The organism is Flavobacterium algoritolerans (genome assembly GCF_030010385.1).
In the GTDB taxonomy this organism is placed as follows: domain Bacteria; phylum Bacteroidota; class Bacteroidia; order Flavobacteriales; family Flavobacteriaceae; genus Flavobacterium; species Flavobacterium algoritolerans.
The window spans coordinates 141,451-167,343 of sequence record NZ_JASCRZ010000008.1 but is presented as its reverse complement, the minus strand read 5'-3'; the positions used below and the strand labels follow the sequence as shown (position 1 = coordinate 167,343).

Below are 25,893 nucleotides of genomic sequence, written 5' to 3'. Positions count from 1 at the left end.
GATTAATAAACTACTTTTTTAGTAATAACTTTGTTTTTGTCAGATGTTATTTTAATAATTAAAGTCTGCTCTGCCGCACCAAAATCTTTGATTGAAGTTGAAGTAGCATTAATCTCTTTTTGCTCAAAGATTAACCTTCCTCTGATATCAAATAGTGTAACGTTTTTCATAATTATTGTACCGGAATTGATATTTAAAACACCTTTCTGATTAAAAACTACTATATTATTTTCGTCAATTACAGGAGTTTCAACACCAAGTGTACTGCTGTTTTTATACATTAATTCAAAACGGTTGTTGAATGTTCCAATTGCTGATGAAAAAGGATAGTCGCTTTTTTTCAAATCATGAATAAAACCATTTAGTTTATCCATTAAGAATATGCCTTGTTGATTAGTAAATAATCCGTCAACATGATCAATAGCAATGGTGTAGTTTCCGCTCATATTAGTTTTGAATGTTAGGGGGACAATATCAGTGTCTACAAATGGAAGGCTTCTTCCTTGTATAATAAACTCTTCATTTTCGATTAAAGAGTTTAAAGCAATAGGATTGTCATTAATATACCTTCCGTCTATTGTGGCGTCAATTCCTGTGGTGGCGTCAGTCATGTAAGCAACTAACATTTGGTTTACTGGAGCAGTAGGAGTGGAGAGGTTCAGCCAAATTCTATTGCGCTCTATATTTTTAGTTCTTAAAAACTGGTCTCCATTATTACCCAAACGCATAGCATTTGTGAATAAAATAGTGTTAGCAGTAGCCTTGGCAATAAAGCCTTGACCTACTTGAATAATACCATTAGGTTGAATGCTGCTTAATCCGCCTGCGTTAGCAGTTCCACCTGCAAGAGTATAAGTTGCATAGGAGGAAGTCAAGCTGTTATTTGTTTTTCTCCAAAAGTATAATGCCTCAGTAATATTATTTGTTGTAATAAAAGTATTGGCATTTATAGTAGAAGGATAAGGGTTTCCAATAGCGTTATAGGTATTATTGGTAACGGCTAAATTATAATTTCCATTGTTAGGAATGCCCTGAAATTCTCCTTCCCAGATAGTTGGAGTTGTAGGATGATTGTTTGGCATGCGAATTAAGTAACCAGTTCCTGTTGCAAAATTAGTTGTAGAAGTTACACCATTATAAAAATTGGTTGAAGGATTGTAAGTGTAAAAACGATTCGATAGTGTAGATGGAGAGAATAATTGCAATTGTTGACCAGATACAGGAGCACTCCATAATACATAATCTAAAAGCATTAAAGTAGATGTCTTTCTTTTTACAATAATGTTTCCGGTATTACCATTAGTGCTTTTGGTTTGTATCAAGTTGGCATTACTTTCAAATGTTAACGAAGAACCTGACGCAACATTTACATCACCCGCAATATTGAAATTGAACCCTGGATTTACTTTAACTACAGCATTGTTATTTACAGTAAGACTACAAGCCGTAAGGTTTGTGTTTAAAGTCAGATTTGCAGATATGATAGCTTTCATACCTGAAACGGGTTCACTATTTGACCAAGAGGAACCGTCCCATGTTGTTGAGCCAATAATTATATTTTGATTTGCTGTTACTAATTGCCCATTATCATCATTAAATGTCCAAACTACCACTGTGGTTCCTGATGTAGTTATAGGGAAAGTCGTAGTTGTTGTACCAGTAATTGTACCAGCGCAAGCATCAGTAGTTGTAGGACTAACAGGAGTAACGGAGCATTGTCCATTAATATCTGCCAAAGTTGGAGTTACAGGAGGTGTTACATCTTTGATAGTTACATTAGCAATACATGTGCTGGTTTGCCCGTCTGCGTCGGTCACTGTGAGGGTTACATTTTGTGTCGTATCTGCATGGGTACAATCAAATGTATTCGGAGAAACTGTTAGTGTAGTGATACCTACATCATCAGTAGAATTATTATTCACATCACTAGGCAAAACAGTTAATGAACCACTACTGTTTAATGATAAAGTGGCTGTTTTACATACTGCTACTGGTGGAGCTGATGGTATTTTTATAATTTTGAAATCGTCAAAAACAAAACCATCAAAAGTTGTGGAATATCCATCCGTTCTATTTGAGGAATCTGAATCTAATAAAAATCTAAATTGTACATTAGTTTGTCCTGACAAGAAACTGTTTTCTGTAGCGTTGATATAAATTTCTTCCATTATCCATTTATCCATGGTGTCCCCTTCGTATACTGATAGACCTGCCGGTTGATTATTCTTATCAGTATTGGTTTTTGTAGGGGTAGGAACGGAACTAAGACTACTATTATGTGGATTTGTGATTAAAGATGATCCAGGTTTTGTGTATTTTCCACATAGTGTAACCCAGTTAGTACCATCTTTTGAGCCTTGAAATTGAGCATAATCAAAATTTCTCTCTAAATCCCATTTTGCATAAAATTGAACAACAGATCCTGCACCGTTAGATAAGTTAACAGCTGTGTTTAGTTTTAAGGATTTACTAGTATTATTTGCGTAAGCCCCTGAAGGAGAATCAGTAATAGCAGTAGTTCCAGAGAAAGAATCCGTAGTGGTTCCCCACGCGCCTCCAGAACTAGTCCAATTTGTAATACCAGAAACATCCGGGTTTTCAAATAATAAAACTGTTGGAGTAAAATGTTTAATTATGTTGGTTTCATACATTACATAGCCATCATCGTTTCTTAACGAAACCTTAAATTCAATAATTTCATTAGCTTTAATGTCATCATTTAAAACATAAGCTGCATTCAGGGTACGTTGTTCTAATTTAGACCATCCAGTTTGTGTTGACGGAGATGTTACAGAAACTATATTTGAGGAAATAGGTGTAACTGTTAATGTAAGATTGCCTAATGTTTGTCCCAAATATTCAAGACCAAATTTAAAATTTCCAGTCTTTGTAGTGATGTCTGTTGTATTTAAATCGTGAAATTGAGCAAATTTACCACTATAATAAGCATTTACAAAATTCATTCTCATACCTCTTTTTGCAATATTGACAATTTGTGTACCAGTTGGCCAAAAACTTCCTTCGCTTCCATCAGGTGCGCCATGTTCAGGAGAGAGTGCTAAGACTTGTTTTCCTGATCCTGTTGATCCATTTACATCAGCAACGCCTCCTAACATCCAGTCACTAAGATCGCCATTTGCAACAGTTAAGACATCTGGTGCTTCCCCATAAATGTATCTATTAAATCGTGTTAAGTCCTGACAAAATTTTGCAAACTCATTTTCTCTTCCAGAGGCAGGTGCTCCAGGATACCCATTATAAGCATGTGGCATTAAATTTTGGAACGCATGATGATTTAGAGCAGTTTTGAAATTCCTTGCTAATGAAAAATCTGTTATTATTTTAGTTTCAGGTTCAGATACAGCACTAGTACCTCTGTAAGTTTGATTGGCTGCCGTTCCTGATGAACCTCCATATATTGGATTTGAACCCCAGAAATAATTAAAATTTCTATTTAAATCGACTCCTCTAGCTTCATTATTCCCAGGATTTGCTGTAGGATTAAGATTTTTACGTTGCAGACCGCCTCCACTAGGAGCTATTTGTTCATTCCATTTTAAACCATCTGGATTTACTACCGGAATAAAGTACATCTGATGATTATCAACCAGATTTTTAATACCAGGGTTAGTGCTGTAATTTTCTAATACATACCACATGTAGTAAATGATATTCATCATACTGCTAACCTCTCTTGAATGTGTCATTCCAGAATACAAAGATTCTGGCTCGTTTACCTCAGCAGCATCAGGATTATCTGAAATTCTAACATAATATATTGTTTGCCCAGGCCATGTACTGTAAGCCCCTGAATTAGTAAAAGCATTACCATGTGTTACTTGATTTGTTGGAGATGCATTTGCTTTTATGGATATTAAATTAGGGAATTTAGTTCTCATTAAATCTAATTGGGATAGAACTTCTGCATAGGTCAAACAGCCTGCCATACTACCTAATTGAAAGTTTTGTGGAACAGCCCAATCTACTTCACTGCATTCTTCATATTGTATAAAATTTCCAACACTAGTTGATTTAGCACTATAAGATTTTGCATTGTTTTTAGATTGCTTTTTTAATTCATCTAATTCGCGCTTCGCTTTTGGAAGTTCTTTTTTTGTGACTTTTTCATAATAGGCTTTTAAGTCATTTATGATAATTGTATAGTCAATTTTTGCTTTTTCTAAGCTTTTTAATTCTTGACTATCAAGTTCAAGTGTTAGATTGTCTTCACTGAAAATTGCCCCGCAACTCAGATCAATCCCTGCATCTTTAATTTGCAAAAGTTGTGATTGAGATGGTTTTGAAATTGAAACTCTTTTAGCTATTGGAGTTTGCTGTGCAAAAGAAAATTGATTTAACAGTAAAATGGTAAAAAAAGCTATTAGGTAATTTTTTTTCATGAAAGATTATTTTGAAGCCCAAAACTAAATCAAATATTTAGTAAAAACAATATAATTTTCGTTTAAACGTGTTATTTAATCGATTAAATACGCTTAAAGTTGTTTTTATCATGTTAAAAACGTTAAATAGTTTAAATTTTAGATAAAGTATTTATTTGACAAGGCTTTTGTTAATTATTTAAACTGAGTTTTATTTTAATATAATTTCTTTCTAATTGGGTATTAACGGCTTATTGAGCCCGACAAATATCTATTTTAATAAAAAATAATAATTTTAGATCACTTTTTTAGTACATTTAATAAAATTTATAAAATATTGTATTATGAAAATTTCTAGAACATTGGTAATTGTATTCTTCGTATTTGTAGGTTTTGGTCATGCCCAAAATAAGCTGACGGGAAAAGTTATGGATTATAAGAATAATCCAGTGGCAAATGCCAGAATATATTTAGATTCCATTTATTCAAATGTTACTACGAATAGCAAAGGGGATTTTGAAGTTTTGCTTCCTGAGGGAGTAGCAGTTATTAATGTATATTCGTATAAGTTTGGTTTATTGTCCTCTAAATTCAATAATGAAAATGTAATGAATTTCATGTTTTTAGAATCGCAAAAATCGATAAAAGACCGAGCCAAAAATGGGGATAAGATTACTATCGGGTATTCTGATGTGGATCAACAATATAAGGTCAATACAATAAAAAGTTTAGATGCTCAAAATGATAAAAATTCAAGTATTTTTAATACTATTTATGACCTTATAAGAGGACGTTTAGCTGGAGTTACTGTCACAAGGGATAATAGAATAATCATTAGAGGGGTGAGTTCAATTAATAATATCTCGGAACCATTATTTGTAGTTGATGGCGTTATTGTATCAAGTATAGACTTTATTTCCCCTAATAATGTAAGAAGTGTAAGTGTATTAAAAGATGCCGAGGCCTCTATTTATGGAGCTCAAGGTGCTAGTGGAGTCATTGTAATAAAGACGAAGTAGGGCTGAAAATACTTTTACATCTTGTAGCTTTTAGATTAGCATCAAAATACTTTTGGCTAATGGTTAATTCATGCTTTGTGGTTCTGGGAGTTTGATAGTTATCTTGTTTTTCTTTGACATCAATAGATATAAGGTTATTCCGCCTAAAACAACCAATAAAGCAATCTGAAGTTGACCAAGAAGATTATTGTCGTTGTGCAAGGTATTTGAGTGTGTCAATTTAGACTTACCCTCTTTACTTTGAATTTGTGACAACAGTTCCAGTATTTGCAAAGCTTGATTACTGGAGTAATTTACTTGCTTCCAGTTTTTATTTTTAGCCTCTTTATTAATCGCAGAACAAGAAGCCAGAAATGCAACTAAAGATGTTTTTTCTTTGGGAGTTAAAACAGTTTTCAGGTATAATTTATTTATGTTTTGAATGTTTTTTAAAGCGGCTGTGATTTGTTCCTTTTTTTGAGTATCATTTAGTTTTGCTTCTACTGCGTTAGCTTTTATGGAATAAAGCTCATTTGTATACTGAAAAATATAACGAGCCACAACTAATCGGTCATTATAGATTGTATTGATATCCTCATTCGTTTTTTTAGAATTTTGCAGTGTATTGAAATTACTCAATAAGATGATAAACATAACAATCAGTAAAACAAAAGCGGCTTTTGTTTTATTACTGTATTTTTTTAAATCTTTCATCGCGACAGAATTTATAAGTATTGCAATATAAGCTATTGTATTGAATTTGTTTTAACTACAGTAGATAGTATAGAAAAGTATACATTTTAGAAATGATTCATTTTAATAATATAACCTGAAATCAAGTAGTTTACAAAGCGCATAATGTTTTTGATATAATTCTTCTACAATTTCAACAACATCATCTAGTTCTTCAAATAAACTAAAGAAAGCTTTGTCAAGATTACTGCTGGTTAAGGTATTGAATTTTGCTCCATAACCGGAAACAGCACGTGCTCCTGTAATATCTAAAAAATATTGTGCTTCTTCCTGGCTCAAGTCCAATACTTTTGCATTGGCAAAATGTAAAATTTTCCCTTTCATTTTTCCTTCAAAAAGCTCGGCTATTTCTTCTAAACTGTAGTAATATTCATTGAGGCAAATATTGTTTCCTTCGCCTTGCATCACTAAGTAGATTATTTCATAATTGGTAAAATTATGGTCGTCATAAAGCAATGTATTTAAGCTTTCTTCTAGTCCTTCAATAGTATCACAGGTTTTATAAATACTTGTAATGCCTTGTTCAAAGGCTAATTGCTCCAGGTTTTTGACTACTTCAGTAACGGTGTCAGTTTCTATATCGGGAACGGCTTCGAGGCAGAAAATAAATGTATCTGAATCCATGAATTTAGTTTATGTAGATGATATAATGCAAACAAATATTTTATTGAGACAAGAATTTACAGAAGTAACACTCTTGGGATTCAAAACAAATGACAGTTTTTTGACACTTGCCACAAAGTCAATAATCTTCTCAAATTAAGGCTTCGTAATCTCATTTTGTAAAATTACTTCAGAATGAAATTCGTTGTTAGTATTTAACAATAAATAGTTATTAACCTTTAAGTTATTCTCCATTAGCTTAGAATAAGGAAGGATTAAAATAGAATAAAAATAGAATAAAAATAGCTAATGAATTGGCTTTTTAAAGGCTTCATCATTAGCTATTACAGTTTTTATAATACAGATTACTTTTGTTAGAACAATCTGTATATGGTTTGATTATTGATTCCTAAAGAGATAACCATTATTAGTTAAATGAAATCTCCGATAATAGAAAATTATGATTACTAACGATGCCGTTTTTGTCAAATAAGTTCAGTTTAATCAACGGCTCTTTGTCTTTGTAGAAAATTTCTATTAAACCAATATTGTTCTGTATAATCACATCACCAATCCTGTTTTTATTCGACTCAGTGCTAGTCCATGTTTGGGTTATACCGCTTGAGGTAACATCATACAAAGGATACGAATTATTTGTTTTCATTTTTGAAATTTCACCCCAGTGAACATCTCCCGAAATAAATACAACACCATTGGCTTTGGTTTTTGCTATTAAATCAACAAATTTTGCTTGTTCATGAGGCATATTTGTCCAGGATTCATACCCATTATACTCATGCCCAAATTGCAAACTTGAGGCAATGATTCTGATGTCTGCTTTTTTTGACAACTCATTTTCTAACCATTTCCATTGCTTGTTTCCAAGTATCGTACTATCTTTTTTAGTATAAGGTATATAGTCATTTTTATAGGCTGAATTTTTAGGTTCGTTATTTAATAAATCATCTCTAAAGGTTCTCGTGTCCAGCATTATTATCTGGAGCGTTTTGTCACCTAGTTTTACATATTCGGAACCATAAATACCGTCATGAGTTCTTCTTTCAGAGTTTTGGGGAACTTCCCAAAAGTTCATAAAAATTTCTTTAGACTCTTTTTTAAACGGATAGTGTCTTCCTTTGTCATTTTCTCCAAAATCATGATCATCCCAAACCGATAAAATTTTAGTGCTTTTTTTCAGTTCTTGAAACTCAACTTTGGACGCTAATTTTTCATATTTATTCTTTAATACATTCATGTCTCGTGTGTCTCCATAAATATTATCACCCAGATAGATGAATAAATCAGGATTTAGTTTTACGGCTTTTTGAAGCATAGGCTGTTCTTTGTCCTGATGGGCACAAGAACCAAATGCGATTTTGAAACTTTCATTAAGCGGAGTCGCTGGAGCCTCATTTTTTTGAGCGGTGCAAAAGATACTGTTTGTTAATAGCAACAATTGCAGTATTGTGAATAGTCTATTGAAATTTTTCATTGTTTTTTATTAAAAGTGGTTCTGCCACAAAACTAATTTATAAAATAAAGAGTAAATATAATCAGCATTAAGGCATTAAGTTTATTAAGCTTAATGCCATTTAATCTCTTAATGGTAAAACTTTAAAAGTTATCCCACCAAACTTTAGTATTAATGTTATCTCCTCCAATTGCTTTTACGGCAACACTATTGTTTTCGGCATTCACTGATTGCTCAATACTTGGATACATAACTCTTCTAGGGACTTTACCGCCATTTTTAGCTCCAGGTCCGGCTTGAATAAAGCTTGGTTTTCCAGTTCTTTTCCAGTCTATCCAAGCTTCTGCACCAGTGTGGTACAAAGCCAGCCATTTTTGTGTGTACAGCACATCATTTGTAGCACTATAAGGTGCCGTTGTGATTAAATAATTTGCAGGCATAGCAACATTCCATTGATTGAATGATGCTTGCACTGCAGTGTTGTAATATCCTTGAGCAGTTCCGGTAGTAATTATATTTCGCTGGCGGGCTTCGGCTAACAAGAAATTTAGCTCACTATAAGTCATGAATATCGAAGTTATTTTAGTCTTGTTATAAAAATAATTTTCGGCTCTTCTGGAGTATTTTGTTGGTTCCCCAATTTGATCTAAAGCAAGACCCGGTTGAACTCCTTTGTGATTCGTGGTTCCGGCAATTGGATCTATCCATTCCTCCAAACGTGGATCACTGTTAGTGATTAGTGTATTTACAATGTGGGTGGTAGGCATAACGATATTGTATCCATACAATCGGTTTATCCCATCACTCATAGGAGATATATTTGGAAAAACACCCGTGTACTTATAATTTGCATTATCTGAGTTGGACTCAAATAGGGGATAGGTTGCTGGTTTCGAAATTATTTCACTTAGTTTTGCATTCACAACAGTCTTATTAGAAACACGCATCAACAATCGTACATGAAGTGAATTACAGAATTTTTTCCATTTCAACATAGAACCATTAAACAATAAATCACCTTCTATTGATTTACTCGTTTCAATAATGGAATTTGCAGTAGTTAAATTCTCAAATATTTTTGTGTAAATCTGTTCTTGAGAATCATACACCGGTTTCAAGATTCCTTCTTCTCCTCTTGATGCTTCTGAATAAGGGACATTACCATACGTATCAGTAATTACACTTATTACGTAGGATTCTAAAATTAGGGAAACTGCTTCGTAATTTTTATCATTTATGACAGCTGCCTGTTTCTTAATGTCATTGATGTCATTAAGCCATTTGTACATATCCCAAAAACGGCCACTGGCTCCCCAGTTATATACATCAAGCTCATTGTACTCATAGTTTCCACCATATTGAGCCACAATATCTCCAAAGTCAAAAGCATTTGACACATTTTCATTTGCCAAATTAAAAATGACATTTGGCAATAGCGTTTTAGGTTGGGCTGCTGTTGGCTGATTTTTATTGGTGTTAATTTCTTCGAATTGATCGGTGCAAGAAATCGAAACACTTAATAATAGAACGAATATTAGAAATTTTTTCATGATTGTTTTTTTTAGAATGAAACATTTAGTTTTACACCATAGCTTCTTGAGGATGGAAGTTGCAGTACTTCAAATCCGGGTAATAATGTCCCTCCGCTTAAAGATTGAGTTTCCGGATCGATATTAGGCACTTTTGTCCAAAGAGCAAGGTTGTTTCCTACTAAGCCAATGCTTATGTTTTGCACGTTGGCAGCTTTGATTAATTTTTGTGGAAATCTATAGTTCAAACTTACTTCCCTCAATTTTACATACGAAGCATCAAATGAATTAGCTTCAATATTATCACGACGGAAAGCATTTGAATAATACCAGTTTTCGGCACTTATCACTGTTGTATTTGGACTGTAAGAACCATCAGAATTTTGTACAACACCATCGCCAACAATTCCTGTTTCTCTTCCTGGTAATGAAACGGCCAAAATGCCACTTTCCATACCAATTGCATTAGTCATTGAATAGATTTTCCCACCGTGTCTAACGTCAAATAAGGCGTTAAGAGTTACATTTTTAAACCTTAAATTAGTAGAAAGACCCAACATCCAGTCCGGATTGTAGTTTCCGATTTTTTTAATTTGGGTATCCAAAATTGGAGAACCGGTATTATCAAAAACAATTTGACCATCAGGACTTCTAAGATATCCTCTGCCGTACATGTCTCCCATTCTTTCTCCTACACGAGCTTCTACAGTTCCGCCATTAGGTCCTTGTGCAATAATATAACTGCTGATTCCTTCCGTTAGTTCTTTTACAACCCCTCTGTTTTGGCTAAAGTTAGCATTAATCGACCATTCTAGATTTTCACTTTTAACAGGTGTAATCCCTAAACCAATTTCAATACCTTTATTCTGAATTTTTCCTGCATTGATTACGTTTGATGTAGATCCGGTTGCTTGTGAAACATCTAAACCAACAATTTGATTTTTAGAGTTTGTAATGTAATAACTGGCATCTAATGTTACTCTTTTGTTGAAAAACTGAGCTTCAACACCTACTTCATACGATGTTGCGATTTCAGGTTTCAAATTACTGTTTAAAATAGTACTTGGATTTGTCAATGTACCTGCCAAAGCTCCGTTTTCATACGTTTTTACTAAACGGTACGGATCAGTATCATTTCCTACAGATGCAGCATTTGCTCTAAATTTTAAAAAATCAATGTTTTTATTCATTTCAAACAATGAAGTAGGAATAAAACTCAACGACGCCGAAGGATAGAAATAAGAATTATTATCTGCCGGAAGTGTAGAAGACCAGTCATTTCTGGCGGTAAGATCTAAATAAAGATAGTTTTTGTACCCAATATTTGCCATTCCATAAGTACTATTTATACGTTTCTTATAAATATTTCTGGATTGTATAGGCATTACATTAATGTTCTGTAAGTTGTAAATTCCAGGAATACTAATTCCTTGTCCTTCAATTTTACCTTCGGAAGTGTATTGATTCATTCGGTTTGCACCCAAAGATAATTTTGTAGAGAAATCTCCAAAAGTACGGTCGTAAGTAAGCAAAGCATCTGCATTGTACTCTGTAAAAGCGATGCTTTGTTCACGGTACATTCCTTGTGGATATCTGGAAGAACCAATAGGTCTTCGTGACCAACGGAAATCATTAGAGTTGTCCATTCCCATTCGAACCATCAAGGAAAGGTTTTCATTGAAATCATACGTTGATGCTATGTTTCCATATAAACGTCCTTTTTTGAAGGCATTGATGTTTTCATAAGCAATTTTAAATGGATTGTCTCCCCAACTGAACATGCTGTTTTGTTGAACATCTTTTGTAATCCAGTAATCCTTAAGCCAGTCTAAATCAACATTGGTGTGGTTCCACAATAGATTATACATAAGTCCTTGGCTTCCATATCCAGTTACAGGAGTATTGTCACTACCGCTTTTTGTATAGGTTGCTATTGTTATTACTTTCCATTTATCAGAAATTTTATAGTTTAAGTTCAAACTGATATTATCTCTTTTTAAATTTGAATTTGGTACAATATCTTCACTGGTGGTCTTTCCGTAACTCAAACGGAAATTAGTCTTCTCGTCTGAACCGGTGATGGATACCGAATTAGAAATCGAACTCCCTTTTCTGAAAAAGTCATTCAAATCATATCTGAATTGAAAAGGTAATGCAACTCCTTGACCAACGGAATAACCTGGACTTCCGTTTTGTAAAATAGACAATCCGGCATCTAGTCTGGGACCTAAATTAGTATCTGCTCCCGGATCATAGGTTAGTTTTGATCCTGCACCGTAAACACCCTGTATTTCTGGCAATCTCAAGGCTTCACTTGTCATGTATGAGGAAGAAATGGAAACACCAAGTCCTTTATTTTTTTTACCTGATTTTGTGGTAATAACAATAACCCCATTTGCGGCTCTTGATCCATACAAGGCAGATGCTGCGGCACCTTTTAATACATTCACACTTTCTACATCTTCTTGGTTTATTTCGGATGCGCCATTACCATAATCTGTTGGTAAATCACGTTGATTGGTTGAGTTACCACCAACTCCATACGTATTGTTGTTTATTGGTATTCCATCAACAACAAATAGTGGACTGTTATTATTTATGTTTAAAGATTTATCCCCACGAATCACCACTCTAGAAGAGCTTGTAATCCCATTTCCGGAGCCTGTTATTTGAACACCGGTAACTTTTCCTGATAGATTAGAAACAAAATTTGTGGAGTTGACTTTATTAATGTCATCTGATTTTAATTCTTGCGAAGCATATCCAAGAGCTCGTTTGTCTCTTTTGATACCTAAAGCTGTCACTACGACTTCCCCCAAAGCCAATGAGTTATCATCCAATACCACATCTATTTTAGACCCTTCGGAAGTTAAAATCTCTTTGGTTTTAAAACCCATAAAAGAGAATACTAACGTTTTTCCATTTTCAGTTTTAATGGAATAGTTTCCGTCTAAATCTGATATGGAGCTCATTTTGGTTTCCTTAACCATAATACTGGCGCCTGGTAATGGAAGCCCCGATTGATCGGTTACTTTCCCGGTAATTGTTTTTGTTTGTCCATTAATTAAGTGAACAGAAAAAACAAATAAAAAAAACAATAATTTTTGTCCTAAGATTTTCATTTTTTGTAAAGTTTGATTTTCGAGGACAAACTTAGTTGTAGGATGTTTATGGTGTATTATGATAATTTTAACAAAATGTATTCTTTTATTAATAAACAAAATGGAATGTAAAGTTATTGGTTGACGCCCTTTTATGGAGTGTTTAATAAATTTCGAAATAGCTGTAAAGTGTTAAATAACAAATTCTTACATATTTTATTTTTTTGATTTTAGCTTTTTCCAAATAGGTTGAAATTTAAAATTGCTAAAACTAATTAGGATAAAGACATAGATTATTTGGACTTGTAGTTTTAAGGTAGTGTTAAGTGCAAATTCTGGTGATATTAACTCAACCATTTAGAAAAAATAGAAATTGAAGAGGACGCGTATAAAATTCTTTTTTTTTTGAATTTAGTGCGTCACTCTAATTTTTCACTTTTGTATTGTAACCTTTTATGCTGGTTAAAAACCTATTATATAAGAAAATAATGGTTATAAATAGGTGCATTTTTTCTAACTGAATCATCTTTTTGTTTTTAACATAAAAAATGTTTAATATTGCTTTTTTCGATCTTCACCTCTTTTAATTAATGTCTGTTTATAGCAAATATGCTGATCATATTTTATTAAATCTTCTTAAGGAAGACGATCAATTGGCGTTTACAGAAATTTTTGAAAGGTATTCTAAAATTTTAGTTAATCATGCTTATAAAATGCTGGGCAATCGGGATGAAGCAAATGATGTTGTTCAGGAAGTATTCTTATCAATCTGGAACAAACGCTATGAATTAACGCTTACCGGATCTTTTTCTTCTTATTTATACAAAGCCACAAAAAACAGAATACTAAATCATATCGCCCATGAAAAAGTGGTTTCGCGTTATGCAGATTCAATTTCAAACTTTATCGAAAACAGTTACGTTTTAGCAGATTCTAATCTTAGAGAAAAAGAATTAGAGGCAATTATTGCAAGAGAAATTGCTTTACTTCCAGAAAAAATGCGCGAAGTTTTTCTTTTAAGAAAGGTAGAAGAACTCTCCTATGATGAAATTGCACTTCAATTAAATATTACGGATAAAACAGCCAAGCAGCAAGTGTATAATTCGCTGAAGATACTACGAGGAAAACTCAAGTCTTTAATGAGCGTTTTTGTTTGGTAAATTATAGTAGTGTTTTTTGTTAATTTCTATGATAGAATCTAGTCAGAACATCCTTGTTGATGAAAAAGAAATAACATTGGTCTGGATTTATTAACGATATAATAATATTTTTTTTAATTTTTTTGTCATTGTCTATGACAAAAGTTATTTCTAACTGTCTTACTTAAAACAGGACAAAATTTCGTGTTGTAGTTATGAATGAAACTGAAATCTTAGCGTTGCTACAAAAATACCAGAAAGGTACTTTATCTAATGAAGATAAGGATAAACTAGATGCGTGGTATTTGCATAAAGCGTCTAATAGTAATGGGCAGCTTAGCGAGTATGAACTGCAAGATAGTTACGAATATCTAAAATCGAAATTGCCATTAAAGTATGAAAAAAAAGTAGTTAGTCTTTGGCCACGTGTAGCAGTTGCGGCATCAATAGCTTTATTATTGGGTACGGGAATATTTTATTTTACAAAACCAAAAGAGCAAGTTATTCAGGTTGTTGAAAAACCACAGGAAATTGCTCCTGGAGGAAATAGGGGAATCTTGACACTTTCGAACGGAAAGCAAATTGTTCTGGCTGATATTTCGGCAAAAGATACTATTGCCAAAGAAGGAGAAAAAGAAGAAGTTACAATTAAGATGAATGCAAATGGAGTTATCACGTATATCGTAAATCCAGATGCTGATGCTTCAAAAAATGATGCTAATTCATTCAATACACTTTCAACACCCACAGGAGGACAATACAATATAGTTTTGGCAGATGGAACCAAAGTTTATCTAAATTCAGTTTCATCCATTAAATATCCAACCCAGTTTAATGGAGATCAGAGGATGGTAGAGTTAGAAGGAGAAGCTTATTTTGAAGTAGCCAAAAATAAAAATAAACCTTTTAGGGTAAAATCCGGCAATCATGCTATTGAAGTACTTGGAACTCATTTTAACGTAAATGCTTATAACAATGAATCAGTTGTAAAAACTACTTTATTAGAAGGAAGTGTAGCGATTACTTATAAAAATCAAAAAGCAATTTTAAAACCGGGACAACAATCTAATGTGTCTGATAATTTTAATAAGATTGCAATTCGGGAAGTGGATACCGAAGCTGCTATTGCTTGGAAAAATGGCCGTTTTAAATTTGATAATGCCAATCTGAAAACAGTAATGAAACAATTGGAGCGCTGGTACGGAATCAAAGTAGAATACCGTGGCGATGTTTCGGATGTAAGGTTTAACGGAGGTACGTTTATGAATAAAAATTTGTCTGAAGTATTAAAAGTACTTGAGCTTAGTAATATAAAATTTAAGGTCGAAGGAAAAACGATTATTGTGTATCCCTAGATGTTAAGTTTACCCGATTATTAAGGCTATTAACCAAAAAACCAGAAGCAGTTACGATGCTTCTGGTTGTGATAAAGGTTAATGACCAATATAAATTGTTCTCGTTGTTTAACCCTAACCAAATGTAAATGTATGAAATTTAATTTACAACCAAAAAAAAATCCCCAAAGACCAGGGAAGAGAATTCCTAGGCTAAATTTATCAACTTATTTATGGGTATTCAGTACACTATTTCTACTATGTAGTTATACTTCTGAAGCACAGAATATTTCGATAAATGTAAAAGATGCACCTCTTGAGACTGTGCTGAAAAACATTGCTAAACAGGCTAACTATGAAGTTTTTTATAGCCAAAAGCTTCTGAAAAGTGCTAAGCTTGTCACTATTTCTGTAAAAAATACTCCGTTAAGAAGTGTTCTGAATTCAATCTTTGATACTCAGCCATTAAAGTACTCCATCACCAATCAAACCATTGTGATAAGTACTATTATAAAAGAGGATAAAGGAACGGGTTCTATCGATGTTCGCGGTCGTGTCATCAATGCTAAAAATGTACCTTTTCCCGGAGTAAATGTTCGGGTTTTAGGGGCTGAAATTGGAGCAATAACAGATTCTGACGGTAGTTTTGTTTTAAATAATGTACCTGAAAACGCAACAATTGAAAGCTCAGGATTAACTATTGAGAAAAAATCTTTTTCTGTTAATGGACGTACTGAATTGACGCTTGTAGTTGAAGAGAAAGTGTCTATAATGAAAGAAGTTGTAGTAACAGGTTTTCAGACTCTTTCCAGAAGCCACTCCACTGGCGCAATTTCTAAAATTGATGAAAAAACCTTAAACGAAAATATAAATGCTAATTTATTAACTGCACTGGAAGGCCGTGTGGCTGGTTTGATGTTTCAAAAAAATCCTTCTGGATCTGCAGCAGATAAACCTATATTACGAGGTATAGGTACTTTTTCTTCTTTAGGAGTAGGCTACACTCCGCTATTGGTAATTGATGGTTTGCCAACTGAATTGACTTTGGAAGAGATTAACCCTTATGATATTGAAAGTGTAAATGTCCTTAAAGATGCAGCAGCAGCTTCTATTTATGGCTCAAGAGCTGCAAACGGTATTATTGTTTTAACTACTAAAAAAGGAAATGGTAGCTTAAAAGTGAGTATCAATTCGGATTTCTTTATGGCTACAAAACCCAATTTAAAGGATATGAATTATGCCTCTACAAGTGATTTAATTGATTTTGAACAGGCTGTATATAATAGAGAACGAGCGAGATTTGCTAACACGGCTACTATGTTCAGCAGTTATGGAGATGTTGGAAATAGCAGTATGAAATATTATAGCCCTCTTTACCAGCTCAACAGAGATTTTGAAGAAGGAAAAATTAACAATTTAGATTACAACAACACGATTACCCAATGGAGAAAGAACGACTATAATAAAGACTATCGGGATAATGTATGGCAAAATGAATTAAGACAACGTTACAATATTGCGTTTTCGGGTAGTACCAGTAAGCAAAATACCTATGTGTCATTTAATTATGACGAGTCAAAAAATCGTATTAAAAACAATGATAGCCGAGCATTTAATCTGTATGCAAAAAGCAGTTTTCAGGTATACAACTGGTTAAATGCTACCATTGGATTAAATGGAACATATAGTAATGATGATGTTACGGATTCTAGTTTTGGTAATTACGATATCCAAAAAAGATACGAGCGCATTACCGATGACAATGGAGATCTTGTAATATCTCCATTTGTAGGGATTAGCGATGGTTTTACGTCAGGCGGTGTAATTAATCCATTGGTAGCTTCAAAAATAGCTAGTCTTAGTGGTTTTAAGCCAGTAACTTTTAATGTTTTAAATGCGCTTCAGGAAGGTACTACACATGAAAAATCTTTAAGTTTAAGAGCTTTTGCAAACTTGCGTGCCAAGATATGGAAAGGTTTAAGTTTTAACACACAATTTCAATACGAAACAAGAAGAAACGATAACGAGCAATATAATGACATCAATTCTTATAAGATGCGTTATGCCATTAATTCTTTAACGGGATATAATCCCACTACTAATGCTTATACCTATGTAGATGGATTCTCTACAGGAGGACGATACAAACAATTTAGCAGTCAGGCCAGTAACTATTCTTTTAGAAACCAATTAGATTATAGCCAAGATTTTGGTGAAGGTAAACATTCAGTTAGCGCTATAGCTGGTTTTGAAATGCGAGAAACTTTTGTTCCCAGAACTATTGAACAGTTAAGATACGGTTATGACCCCGTTACACTTACCTCTGCTGTAATCAATAGCCTTGCTCTTAGTCAAACAGGAGTTGCAAGTTATATATATGGAAATAACCGAACTTTAGCAGCCTTGTCAAGAACTCAACAGGAAATTTTACATCGTTATTTTTCGGTTTTTAGCACTTTAGGGTACACCTTTTTATCTAAATATAACGTAACAGGAAGTTATAGGGTTGATAGAGCAGATTTGTTTGGAGTAGATCCAAAGTATAAAAACCGCCCTTTGTGGTCTGCAGGTTTAGGATGGAATGCCAGCAACGAGGATTTCATGAAAAAAATACAATGGGTAAGCTCACTTAAACTTAGAGCGACTTATGGTGTGAACGGAAATATTGATCAAACTACCACTCCATACGTAACCGCTACAAGAAGAAACGATAACTTATATCAATCTTTACAATACATCAATATCACGGCTCAACCAAATCCTTTGTTGAGATGGGAAAAAACACAAAGTACCAATTTAGGTATAGATTACAGCTTGTTTCAAAGTAAGTTAAGGGGTAGTGTCGATATTTATCGTAAATACAGTTCTGATTTATTAGCTACAACCGACTTAGATCCTACTGTTGGCGCATTGACCAGAAGAATTAATGCCGGAGCTTTATTGAACAAAGGAATCGAATTTAGTATTGGTTCTGAATGGTACAATAATGGTGATTTCCATATTAGTTCTAATGTAGTTTTAGGTTTTAACAAAACGACCGTTAAAAAGATTACCAGAGCGCAATCGAATGCTTCGGTGTATGTTAGTTCGCCATCAGATTACTTTTTAGAAAATGAGATATACAATAGTTTGTATGCTTACAAATATGGAGGAACGATTAATGGGTATCCTTATATTTTAGATGAAAATGGAAGTCCGTCAATCACTTTTGATGCAAATGGTAATCCAATATCAAATACTATAAAAACAGTTAATAATCCTGATGCTTTAGTAAACATGGGGAGTTTAACACCAACTTATACCGGTTCATTATCACAGCGATTTTCGTACAGACAATTCGATTTGAATATGTTGTTTGTTTTCTCAGGTGGAAATGTAATGCGTAAAGAGGTTCTTGATATGAGTTCTGATGCAGTAAATCTTTCAGGTATTTCAGATCGTTACACTGATTTGCAACAAAATGGCAACACTCGTTTGTATGTAGATTTTGATGAAAGTGTTAGAAATTATGCTGGAACTATCAGCAGTCAATGGCGAAATTCAGATGTAAATGTTGTAGATGGTGATTACATCAAGCTTAGAAACATTTCATTAGGCTATAATTTGCCAAAATCTTTTGCAAATAAAATTAAAATGTCATCGGCTAAATTTACTTTTCAAGTAAATAATCTTTGGTACTGGAGTGCTGCTGGAAATCGTATTGATCCAGAAGTCTATTCTGTTAACGCTGGTACACGTAATTTACCATCGCCAAAAACGTACTTATTTGGTTTTAATCTTACAATTTAAAAAAATGAAACACATACATACTATATTGCTATCGCTGATCATGTTAACTGTAGCATCTTGCGAAGATTACACTGATGTTATACCAAAAGGAGCTTTAGTTGTTGAAACAGCTGCACAATTTCATGAAATGGTATCGCTCCCAAACAGAGGTTATCCCATCAACAACTTTCAGTATTTGTCAGACGATCAATGGATGCGAGAGGCAAACGTAATAGGAAGAACGCCAAACATCGATATTATTAATTTTACTTTTGATGAAAGCACAGATAGAGTTTCTTTATTTACAGGTTCCAGTTTTTATAATCAGGCTTATACTTATATTAACAGATGGAACACCATTATTTCATTAGTTGATAATAGTAAAGGAGATGAAAGTATAAAACAACTAGCAAAAGCAGAAGCTAAAATCTATAGAGCCTACGATCACTTTTTGTTAATAAATACCTATGCAAAAGGGTATGACCCACAAACTGCCACCACTGATGGAGGTATTTGTATCATGGATAAATTTGATTTAGAGGCGCAGCCATCAAAATCTACTGTGGCGCAAGTTTACGAATTTATTCAGAAGGATATAGAGGATGCATTGCCGTATCTTCAGGAAAAACCACTTGATGTTTACCATCCGTCATTAGCATTTGCTTATGCGTTTAAAGCTAAAGTTCATTTGTTTAAGCGTGAAATTGCCAGTGCTGCTGCGGCTGCAGAAAAGTCACTAAGCTATAATAATCAAATATTTGATATGAAAGCTTACAATGCACAGGGAGGACCAACAGCAGTTGCTGTACCTGCAGCAAATAATGTAGAAGTACTTAGCTATATGTACATGACAGGTTACAATGAGATGAATTTTGCACAGAGCTATATCATAAGCCCGGAGTTAAGAACTTTATTTGGTACTAATGATGCACGTTTTAATTTGTTTTTTAATTCTACTAGCACAACAAATCTGGATCAAGGTTCAAGTACAGCGTATTGGGGAACTCAATATACGAGATTTTTTTATCCTACTGTTGGAATGAAAACGCCGGAGGTCTATTTGATGTTGGCCGAATGTTATGCCAGAGAAGATAAATTTAGTGAGGCTGTAACTGTTTTAAATACATTAAGAGCAAAACGTATTTTATCCGGTACTATAAATTTAGCTGTTCCAGCTACCAGAGCAGCAACTATGGAGCTTGTTATAAACGAGCGCAGAAAAGAATTACTATTGGGTTTTCATCGTTTTTTTGACCTTAAAAGGTTAAACAATGAAGCGGAATACGCAAAGACTATCACAAGAATATTTCCAATCGTTAACAAGACCGTTCCACAAAAAACGTATACTTTACAGCCCAATTCCAGATTATACATTGTGCCGTTTCCTTTGTCTGCTCTATCAAAGAATCCAAAACTTACATTAAATACAGACGAAAAACTCCCATTTTAATTCGAATGAAGAAATTATTTATATTAATAATCATGCTCGTTGCAGGACAACAGCATGGTTTTACACAAACTCAAGAAAAGAAAGCGGATAGTACTAGTACCCAGCCAAAAGGGATACAGCCCTACGGTAAGGTAATCAATGAAAGCGCTAAAAGCAAATTAGGTCTCTTTACTATTAGTAAGGTTGATAATAAATTCTTCTTTCAAATTCCGGACAGTTTGTTTAACAGATATATGCTGGTGGTAACCAGGTATCTTTCTACTCCTGAAGGAATGGGGCGTTTTGGTGGTGAGAAAGCCAACGAGCAGACTATTTACTTTGAGAAAGGAGCTAACAATACCGTTTTCTTGAGGTCATTGCAATACAAGCAAGATGTCCGCAACGCAGATTCGATGTTAGCAAAAGCATTGGCTGGAAGTAACGAAAATCCAATTGTTGCGGCCTTTCCAATAAAAGCAATCAATCCTGATACGAAGAATATTGTCATTGATGTAACAGATGCTTTCAAGAAAGATAATCCAATGTTCTCTTTGGCGAGCCAAGAGAAAACGGATAAAAAACTAACGACTCTTGCAGATGATAAATCGTTCATCGAGACTATAGATGTCTACCCTATTAACATTGAGGTCAAAACTACAAAAACGTACACAAATGCTACAGCGAGTAGCGGAAGCATAACACTGCGATTAAATACCTCAATTGTACTGCTTCCAAAAACGCCAATGCGCAAACGTTTTGCTGATGAAAGAGTGGGTTATTTCGCCAATAAATATGTTCTGTTTGATGATGATGAGCAGCGTGCCCAAGCCAAGTATATCGTTCAACGGTATCGGTTGGAACCTAAAGACAAAGACATTAAAAAATACGAAAGAGGCGAATTAGTTGAACCAAAAAAACAAATTGTCTACTACATTGATCCTGCAACGCCAAAAAAATGGAGACCTTACTTGATTGCAGGGATTAACGATTGGCAAAAAGCTTTTGAAGCTGCAGGTTTTAAAAATGCTATTGTTGGTAAAGAATGGCCAGAAGATGATAAGACGATGAGTCTGGAAGATGCACGGTATTCTGTAGTACGATATTATGCTTCAGAAACGCCTAACGCTTATGGACCTCGTGTGAGCGATCCCAGAAGTGGAGAAATCATCGAAAGTCACGTGGGGTGGTATCACAATGTGATGAAATTAGTACAAAAGTGGTATATGATTCAGGCAGGACCTTTAGATCCCAGAGCCAGAAAAATGCACTTAGATGATGAGTTAATGGGGCAATTAATTCGCTTCGTTTCTTCTCATGAAATTGGACATACCATTGGTTTACGCCACAACATGGGAGCCAGCAATGCCACACCGGTAGAAAAACTCAGGGATAAAAAATGGGTGGAAGCAAATGGTCATACCGTTTCTATAATGGATTATGCCCGTCTTAACTATGTTGCACAGCCAGAAGACAATATTAGTCCAGAGGGTATTTATCCGCGTATTGGTATGTATGACAAATGGGCGATTAAGTGGGGTTATGGCTATTTTCCAAACGCTAAAGATGAGTTTGAGGAAGAGAAATTGCTCAGCAAGTTAACAACTGATAGCTTGGGCGCTAATCCTAAATTATGGTTTGGAGGCGAAGGAAAAGAAGAAGATCCACGCAGCCAAACAGAAGATCTTGGTGATGATGCGGTACTTGCCAGTGATTATGGAATTAAAAATTTAAAGCGTGTAGTGCCTAATCTTATTGAATGGACTTACCAGCCTAACGATGGATATGATAATTTATCAGATATGCATAAAGCAGTTGTGAAACAATATGGTGTGTACTTGTATCATGTGCTGAAATATATTGGTAATAACTACATAACCAAAAGAACTGTTGATGAAAAAGGTTTGGTTTATCAGCCTATTCCGAAAGCAAAAGTTAAAGCAGCTGTCGATTACGTTGGCAGACAATTGTTTGCAGCTCCTCTATGGATGTATCCGCAAGAGATTAGTCAGCTGATTTCTTTGAAAACCGCAGACGAAATATCAGATCAGCAAAATCAAGTGCTAAATATGTTGTTAAGTTCTGGTATGCTTTATAATATCAGTCTTAAAGCGATGCAATTTGAAGGGGCTTATACTGTTCCCGAGTTTCTAAACGATTTGCAACAAACCGTATGGGTAAAATTTAGTGGTAACGAAAAATTGGATTTTTACAGACGAGGTCTGCAACGTAGCTATATTGATAAGCTAAACATGCTGTTATTACCTAAAGAAGTAGAACCCGGTAAAGCTTTAAATGCAGCACAACGCAGTGATGTGGCGTTATACAGCAAGCAACATCTTTTAAGATTAAGAACTGATGTTACAAAGCTAATGAATGTAACAACAGGTCTAAACAAAGAACATTTGGAAGGTATTTTGATAGAAATAGATAAAATAGTTTCAAAAATAAATAAAACAACTATATGAAAAATATATTAGTTATAGCATTAATTTGCTTTAGCAGTTTGGTGCAGGCCCAGTTAACTTCAAAGCAAGAGGTAGCTACAGAATTAGTAGCAAAACGCGAAGCAGATAAAAAGGAAATCACAAACAATTACCTGGCTTTAAAGAATAGTTTGCTAATTTCAGATAGTCTGGCAGTTGTAGTAAATGCGACTGCATTACAGAATTCGTTAAAAAACTTCAAGTTTAAAAAGTTAAGCCTTGAACAAATGAACGAGGCTACGAAAACAAGAAAGGAAATTATAGAACTTGCAACAGAAGTTTCATCAACTAAAAACATCAATAAGCAGCGTAAAATTTTCGAATTACTTTCTGTGAAATTTTGGAATATGGCACCTAAATTTAAGGCTGCTGATACCACATTACATCTGCAGGTATGCCCAATGACCAGTGCGATGTGGTTAAGTGATAGTATGGAAATCAAAAATCCCTATTATCCCAAAAACATGTTGACTTGCGGTGAAGTAAAGGCAAGTTTATAAAAAGTAAGGTAGTTTGTTTTTCAAGTTGTCAAGTGTCTAAAAAAACTCTTTGCAGATTTTTTATCATCACATTCAACTCATGAGATACTCGAAAGGTATTATATTGATCTAACTATTTTCGTTACTACTGGGGTTGAGGTCTGAAGAATTTTACAAATTTTAAATATAAAAACCCTAACATATTGATGTTAGGGTTTTTGCTTTGGTAGCGAGACCGAGATTTGTTTACGGTTAACATTAAAATTTAAAACTGCATTAATAAAAATTTATTAGAAGATATGACCTCTCTAAAGAGGCAAAGATGTAATTTTGTTTATTAAATTTATTTAGAGCCTGTTTTGAAAAATATACTTATCATCGACGACGAAGAAAAACTTCGTGGACTTCTCGCTAGAATTATAAAATCTGAAGGATTTGAAGTTTTTGAAGCATCGGATTTAAAATCGGGTTTTAAAAAAATGGAAAGCAAAGATATTGATGTCGTTCTTTGCGATGTCAAACTACCTGATGGCAATGGTGTTGAATTTCTTCATAAGATGAAAACAAGTTTTCCATTGACAGAAGTTATCTTATTGACAGCTTTCGGGAAAATTTCCGATGGGATTCAAGCCATGAAAAACGGAGCTTTTGATTATATAGTAAAAGGGGATGATAATGATAAAATCATTCCGCTTTTGTACAAAGCATTGGAAAAGGTGCAATTGCAAAAAAAAGTCAAACAACTCGAAAAAAGAATCTCAGATAAATATTCATTTGATACCATTATTGGAAAATCTAAAGGATTGGAGCAAGTAATTGATTTGGCTCAAAAAGTTTCTAAAACAGATTCAACAGTTCTTTTAACAGGAGAAACAGGAACAGGAAAGGAAGTTTTTGCGCAAGCAATTCATGAAAACAGTAACCGCATCGGAAAATCATTTGTAGCACTAAACTGTAGCACTTTCAGCAAGGAAATTCTTGAGAGTGAATTATTCGGTCATAAGCAAGGTGCTTTTACAGGAGCTGTTAAAGATAAAAAAGGATTTATTGAAGAGGCTAATGGAGGAACTTTATTTCTGGATGAAATTGGCGAAATGCCATTGGAATTGCAAGCTAAATTGTTACGGGTTTTAGAAACTAATGAATACATTCAAATAGGAGATACGACTCCCAAAAAATCAAATTTCAGGCTAATAGCAGCAACAAACCGAAATTTGAAAACCGAAAGTGAAGCGCATCATTTTCGTTCTGATTTGTATTTTAGACTTAATATTTTCGAGATTGTAATTCCGCCCTTGCGAGAAAGAATAAAAGATATTGCTCCATTGGCGCAGTATTTTGTAAAACAATTTTCAGCTAAAACGAACAAGCAAACCTTATCCATTGATCCAGAATTCCTTCTTAAATTGCAAACATATTATTGGCCGGGAAATATTCGAGAATTAAAAAACGTCATTGAGCGAGCCGTTATCTTAGCTAATGATTTAAGCCTCACGCAAGATGTTTTGCCTTATGAAATTCAGCATCAGCAAGATAATTCCAATAAGACGATGTCGGCTTTTTCGATGCAAAGTATTGAAAAACTTCACATCCAGAAAGTTATAAATTACACCAAAGGGAATAAAGCAGAAACGGCACGTTTACTAGAAATAGGAATTGCAACGCTTTATAGAAAATTAGACGAATATAACATATAATAGAAACCTATTGTTTTGAGAAAAGCCTATCATTTTGATAGGCTTTTTTTATGTCTTTTTTTAGTTGGGAATCATCAAGCCTTAATTCACAATCAATTATAAAGTTTTATTTTTCTTGGAATACATTTTGGCATAAGCGATGAAGAACATAAAAATCATTCTTATGAAAAATCAAGTCAGCACGATTTACAAACAAGCAGAACGCTTTGCCGAGATCACCAAGACTGCAATTATTACGGGAAATATTTCCAGAGCAAAAAAATGTTTAGCACTTGCTGAACAATTATTGATAACAGGAAGCAACGAAACAAAAATCGCTATTTCCAATGTTTATCTTTTTTCGGTTTCCTCTTTTATGGAATTACGCCATTGCAGTATTTCAAATCTTTTTCCTAAATCGTTGAAAGCAGAATACATTAAACAAATCAATACTTCAGGAGTATAATGAGGCAAATCGATTGTCTAATAATCTAAAATCTATGTTAATCACTATTCTATTACTCGCATTAGCCGTTTTGCTGTTTGCGATTTGTTTTAAATCCGTCGAATTTTTTGAAAAAATCTAAACTATGACTGCACTATTTATTATTTCAATAGCTGTTTTCGGCTATTTGGTTTATGTATTAATCAAACCTGAAAAGTTTTAATTCATGTAAAAAGTAAAATTTGAATTGTAAAGAGTAAGAAGACGAAAAATCTACAGTACTACGCATCTCACATTTTATAATTT

16 protein-coding genes are annotated in these 25,893 nt (G+C 33.9%); 10 read left to right on the top strand and 6 right to left on the bottom strand.

Annotated features, from left to right (window positions below; genetic code table 11):
* Positions 1-2: 2 nt before the first annotated feature.
* Positions 3-4,400: a M14 family zinc carboxypeptidase gene (locus QLS65_RS15210; protein WP_282718571.1), complete on the bottom strand. Its 4,398-nt coding sequence runs from the start codon at positions 4,398-4,400 to the stop codon at positions 3-5.
* Positions 4,401-4,723: 323 nt separating this feature from the next.
* Here QLS65_RS15210 and QLS65_RS15205 point away from each other — a divergent pair, with 323 nt between their 5' ends.
* Positions 4,724-5,398 (top strand): TonB-dependent receptor plug domain-containing protein, encoded by a 675-nt coding sequence (locus QLS65_RS15205; RefSeq protein WP_282718570.1) that lies wholly within the window; start codon positions 4,724-4,726, stop codon positions 5,396-5,398.
* A gap of 63 nt (positions 5,399-5,461) precedes the next feature.
* Here QLS65_RS15205 and QLS65_RS15200 read toward each other — a convergent pair whose 3' ends face one another.
* The 5 genes from QLS65_RS15200 to QLS65_RS15180 form a co-directional block, all read right to left on the bottom strand.
* Entirely contained in the window at positions 5,462-6,091 is a 630-nt protein-coding gene (locus QLS65_RS15200) for an MCP four helix bundle domain-containing protein (RefSeq protein ID WP_282718569.1), read from the bottom strand.
* A 102-nt stretch (positions 6,092-6,193) separates the two neighbouring features.
* A complete protein-coding gene (locus QLS65_RS15195) occupies positions 6,194-6,754 on the bottom strand; it encodes a DUF6642 family protein (protein ID WP_099716153.1) in 561 nt (186 codons plus the stop codon).
* A 406-nt stretch (positions 6,755-7,160) separates the two neighbouring features.
* On the bottom strand, positions 7,161-8,225 hold the full coding sequence (locus QLS65_RS15190) for an alkaline phosphatase D family protein (RefSeq protein ID WP_282711503.1): 1,065 nt from the start codon (positions 8,223-8,225) through the stop codon (positions 7,161-7,163).
* A 122-nt stretch (positions 8,226-8,347) separates the two neighbouring features.
* Positions 8,348-9,754 carry a SusD/RagB family nutrient-binding outer membrane lipoprotein gene (locus QLS65_RS15185; protein WP_282718568.1) on the bottom strand — a complete coding sequence of 469 codons (1,407 nt, stop codon included), beginning with the start codon at positions 9,752-9,754 and terminating at the stop codon, positions 8,348-8,350.
* Positions 9,755-9,765: 11 nt separating this feature from the next.
* Positions 9,766-12,855, bottom strand: coding sequence for a SusC/RagA family TonB-linked outer membrane protein (locus QLS65_RS15180; protein ID WP_282718567.1), 3,090 nt, complete (start codon positions 12,853-12,855; stop codon positions 9,766-9,768).
* A 569-nt stretch (positions 12,856-13,424) separates the two neighbouring features.
* Between QLS65_RS15180 and QLS65_RS15175 the strand changes: the two genes are divergently transcribed.
* The 9 genes from QLS65_RS15175 (at position 13,425) to kdpF (ending at position 25,810) form a co-directional block, all read left to right on the top strand.
* On the top strand, positions 13,425-13,994 hold the full coding sequence (locus QLS65_RS15175; protein ID WP_282718566.1) for an RNA polymerase sigma factor: 570 nt from the start codon (positions 13,425-13,427) through the stop codon (positions 13,992-13,994).
* A gap of 194 nt (positions 13,995-14,188) precedes the next feature.
* Positions 14,189-15,328, top strand: a complete 1,140-nt coding sequence (locus QLS65_RS15170; RefSeq protein WP_282718565.1) for a FecR family protein — start codon at positions 14,189-14,191, stop codon at positions 15,326-15,328.
* A 132-nt stretch (positions 15,329-15,460) separates the two neighbouring features.
* Positions 15,461-19,096 carry a SusC/RagA family TonB-linked outer membrane protein gene (locus QLS65_RS15165; RefSeq protein WP_282718564.1) on the top strand — a complete coding sequence of 1,212 codons (3,636 nt, stop codon included), beginning with the start codon at positions 15,461-15,463 and terminating at the stop codon, positions 19,094-19,096.
* 4 nt (positions 19,097-19,100) lie between these two features.
* Positions 19,101-20,525 (top strand): RagB/SusD family nutrient uptake outer membrane protein, encoded by a 1,425-nt coding sequence (locus QLS65_RS15160; RefSeq protein WP_282718563.1) that lies wholly within the window; start codon positions 19,101-19,103, stop codon positions 20,523-20,525.
* A 5-nt stretch (positions 20,526-20,530) separates the two neighbouring features.
* Entirely contained in the window at positions 20,531-22,969 is a 2,439-nt protein-coding gene (locus tag QLS65_RS15155) for a zinc-dependent metalloprotease (RefSeq protein ID WP_282718562.1), read from the top strand.
* Positions 22,966-23,487, top strand: coding sequence for a DUF3347 domain-containing protein (locus QLS65_RS15150; RefSeq protein ID WP_282718561.1), 522 nt, complete (start codon positions 22,966-22,968; stop codon positions 23,485-23,487). The genes QLS65_RS15155 and QLS65_RS15150 overlap by 4 nt, the downstream gene beginning before the upstream one ends.
* A 338-nt stretch (positions 23,488-23,825) precedes the next feature.
* Complete coding sequence (locus tag QLS65_RS15145) at positions 23,826-25,163, top strand: sigma-54-dependent transcriptional regulator (RefSeq protein WP_282718560.1); 1,338 nt, start codon at positions 23,826-23,828, stop codon at positions 25,161-25,163.
* A 163-nt stretch (positions 25,164-25,326) separates the two neighbouring features.
* On the top strand, positions 25,327-25,608 hold the full coding sequence (locus QLS65_RS15140) for a DUF7674 family protein (protein ID WP_282711493.1): 282 nt from the start codon (positions 25,327-25,329) through the stop codon (positions 25,606-25,608).
* A 124-nt stretch (positions 25,609-25,732) separates the two neighbouring features.
* The gene (gene kdpF, locus QLS65_RS15135) at positions 25,733-25,810 is read left to right on the top strand and encodes a K(+)-transporting ATPase subunit F (protein WP_072975519.1); all 78 of its coding nucleotides are present in this window, start codon (positions 25,733-25,735) and stop codon (positions 25,808-25,810) included.
* The last annotated feature ends 83 nt before the right edge of the window (positions 25,811-25,893 follow it).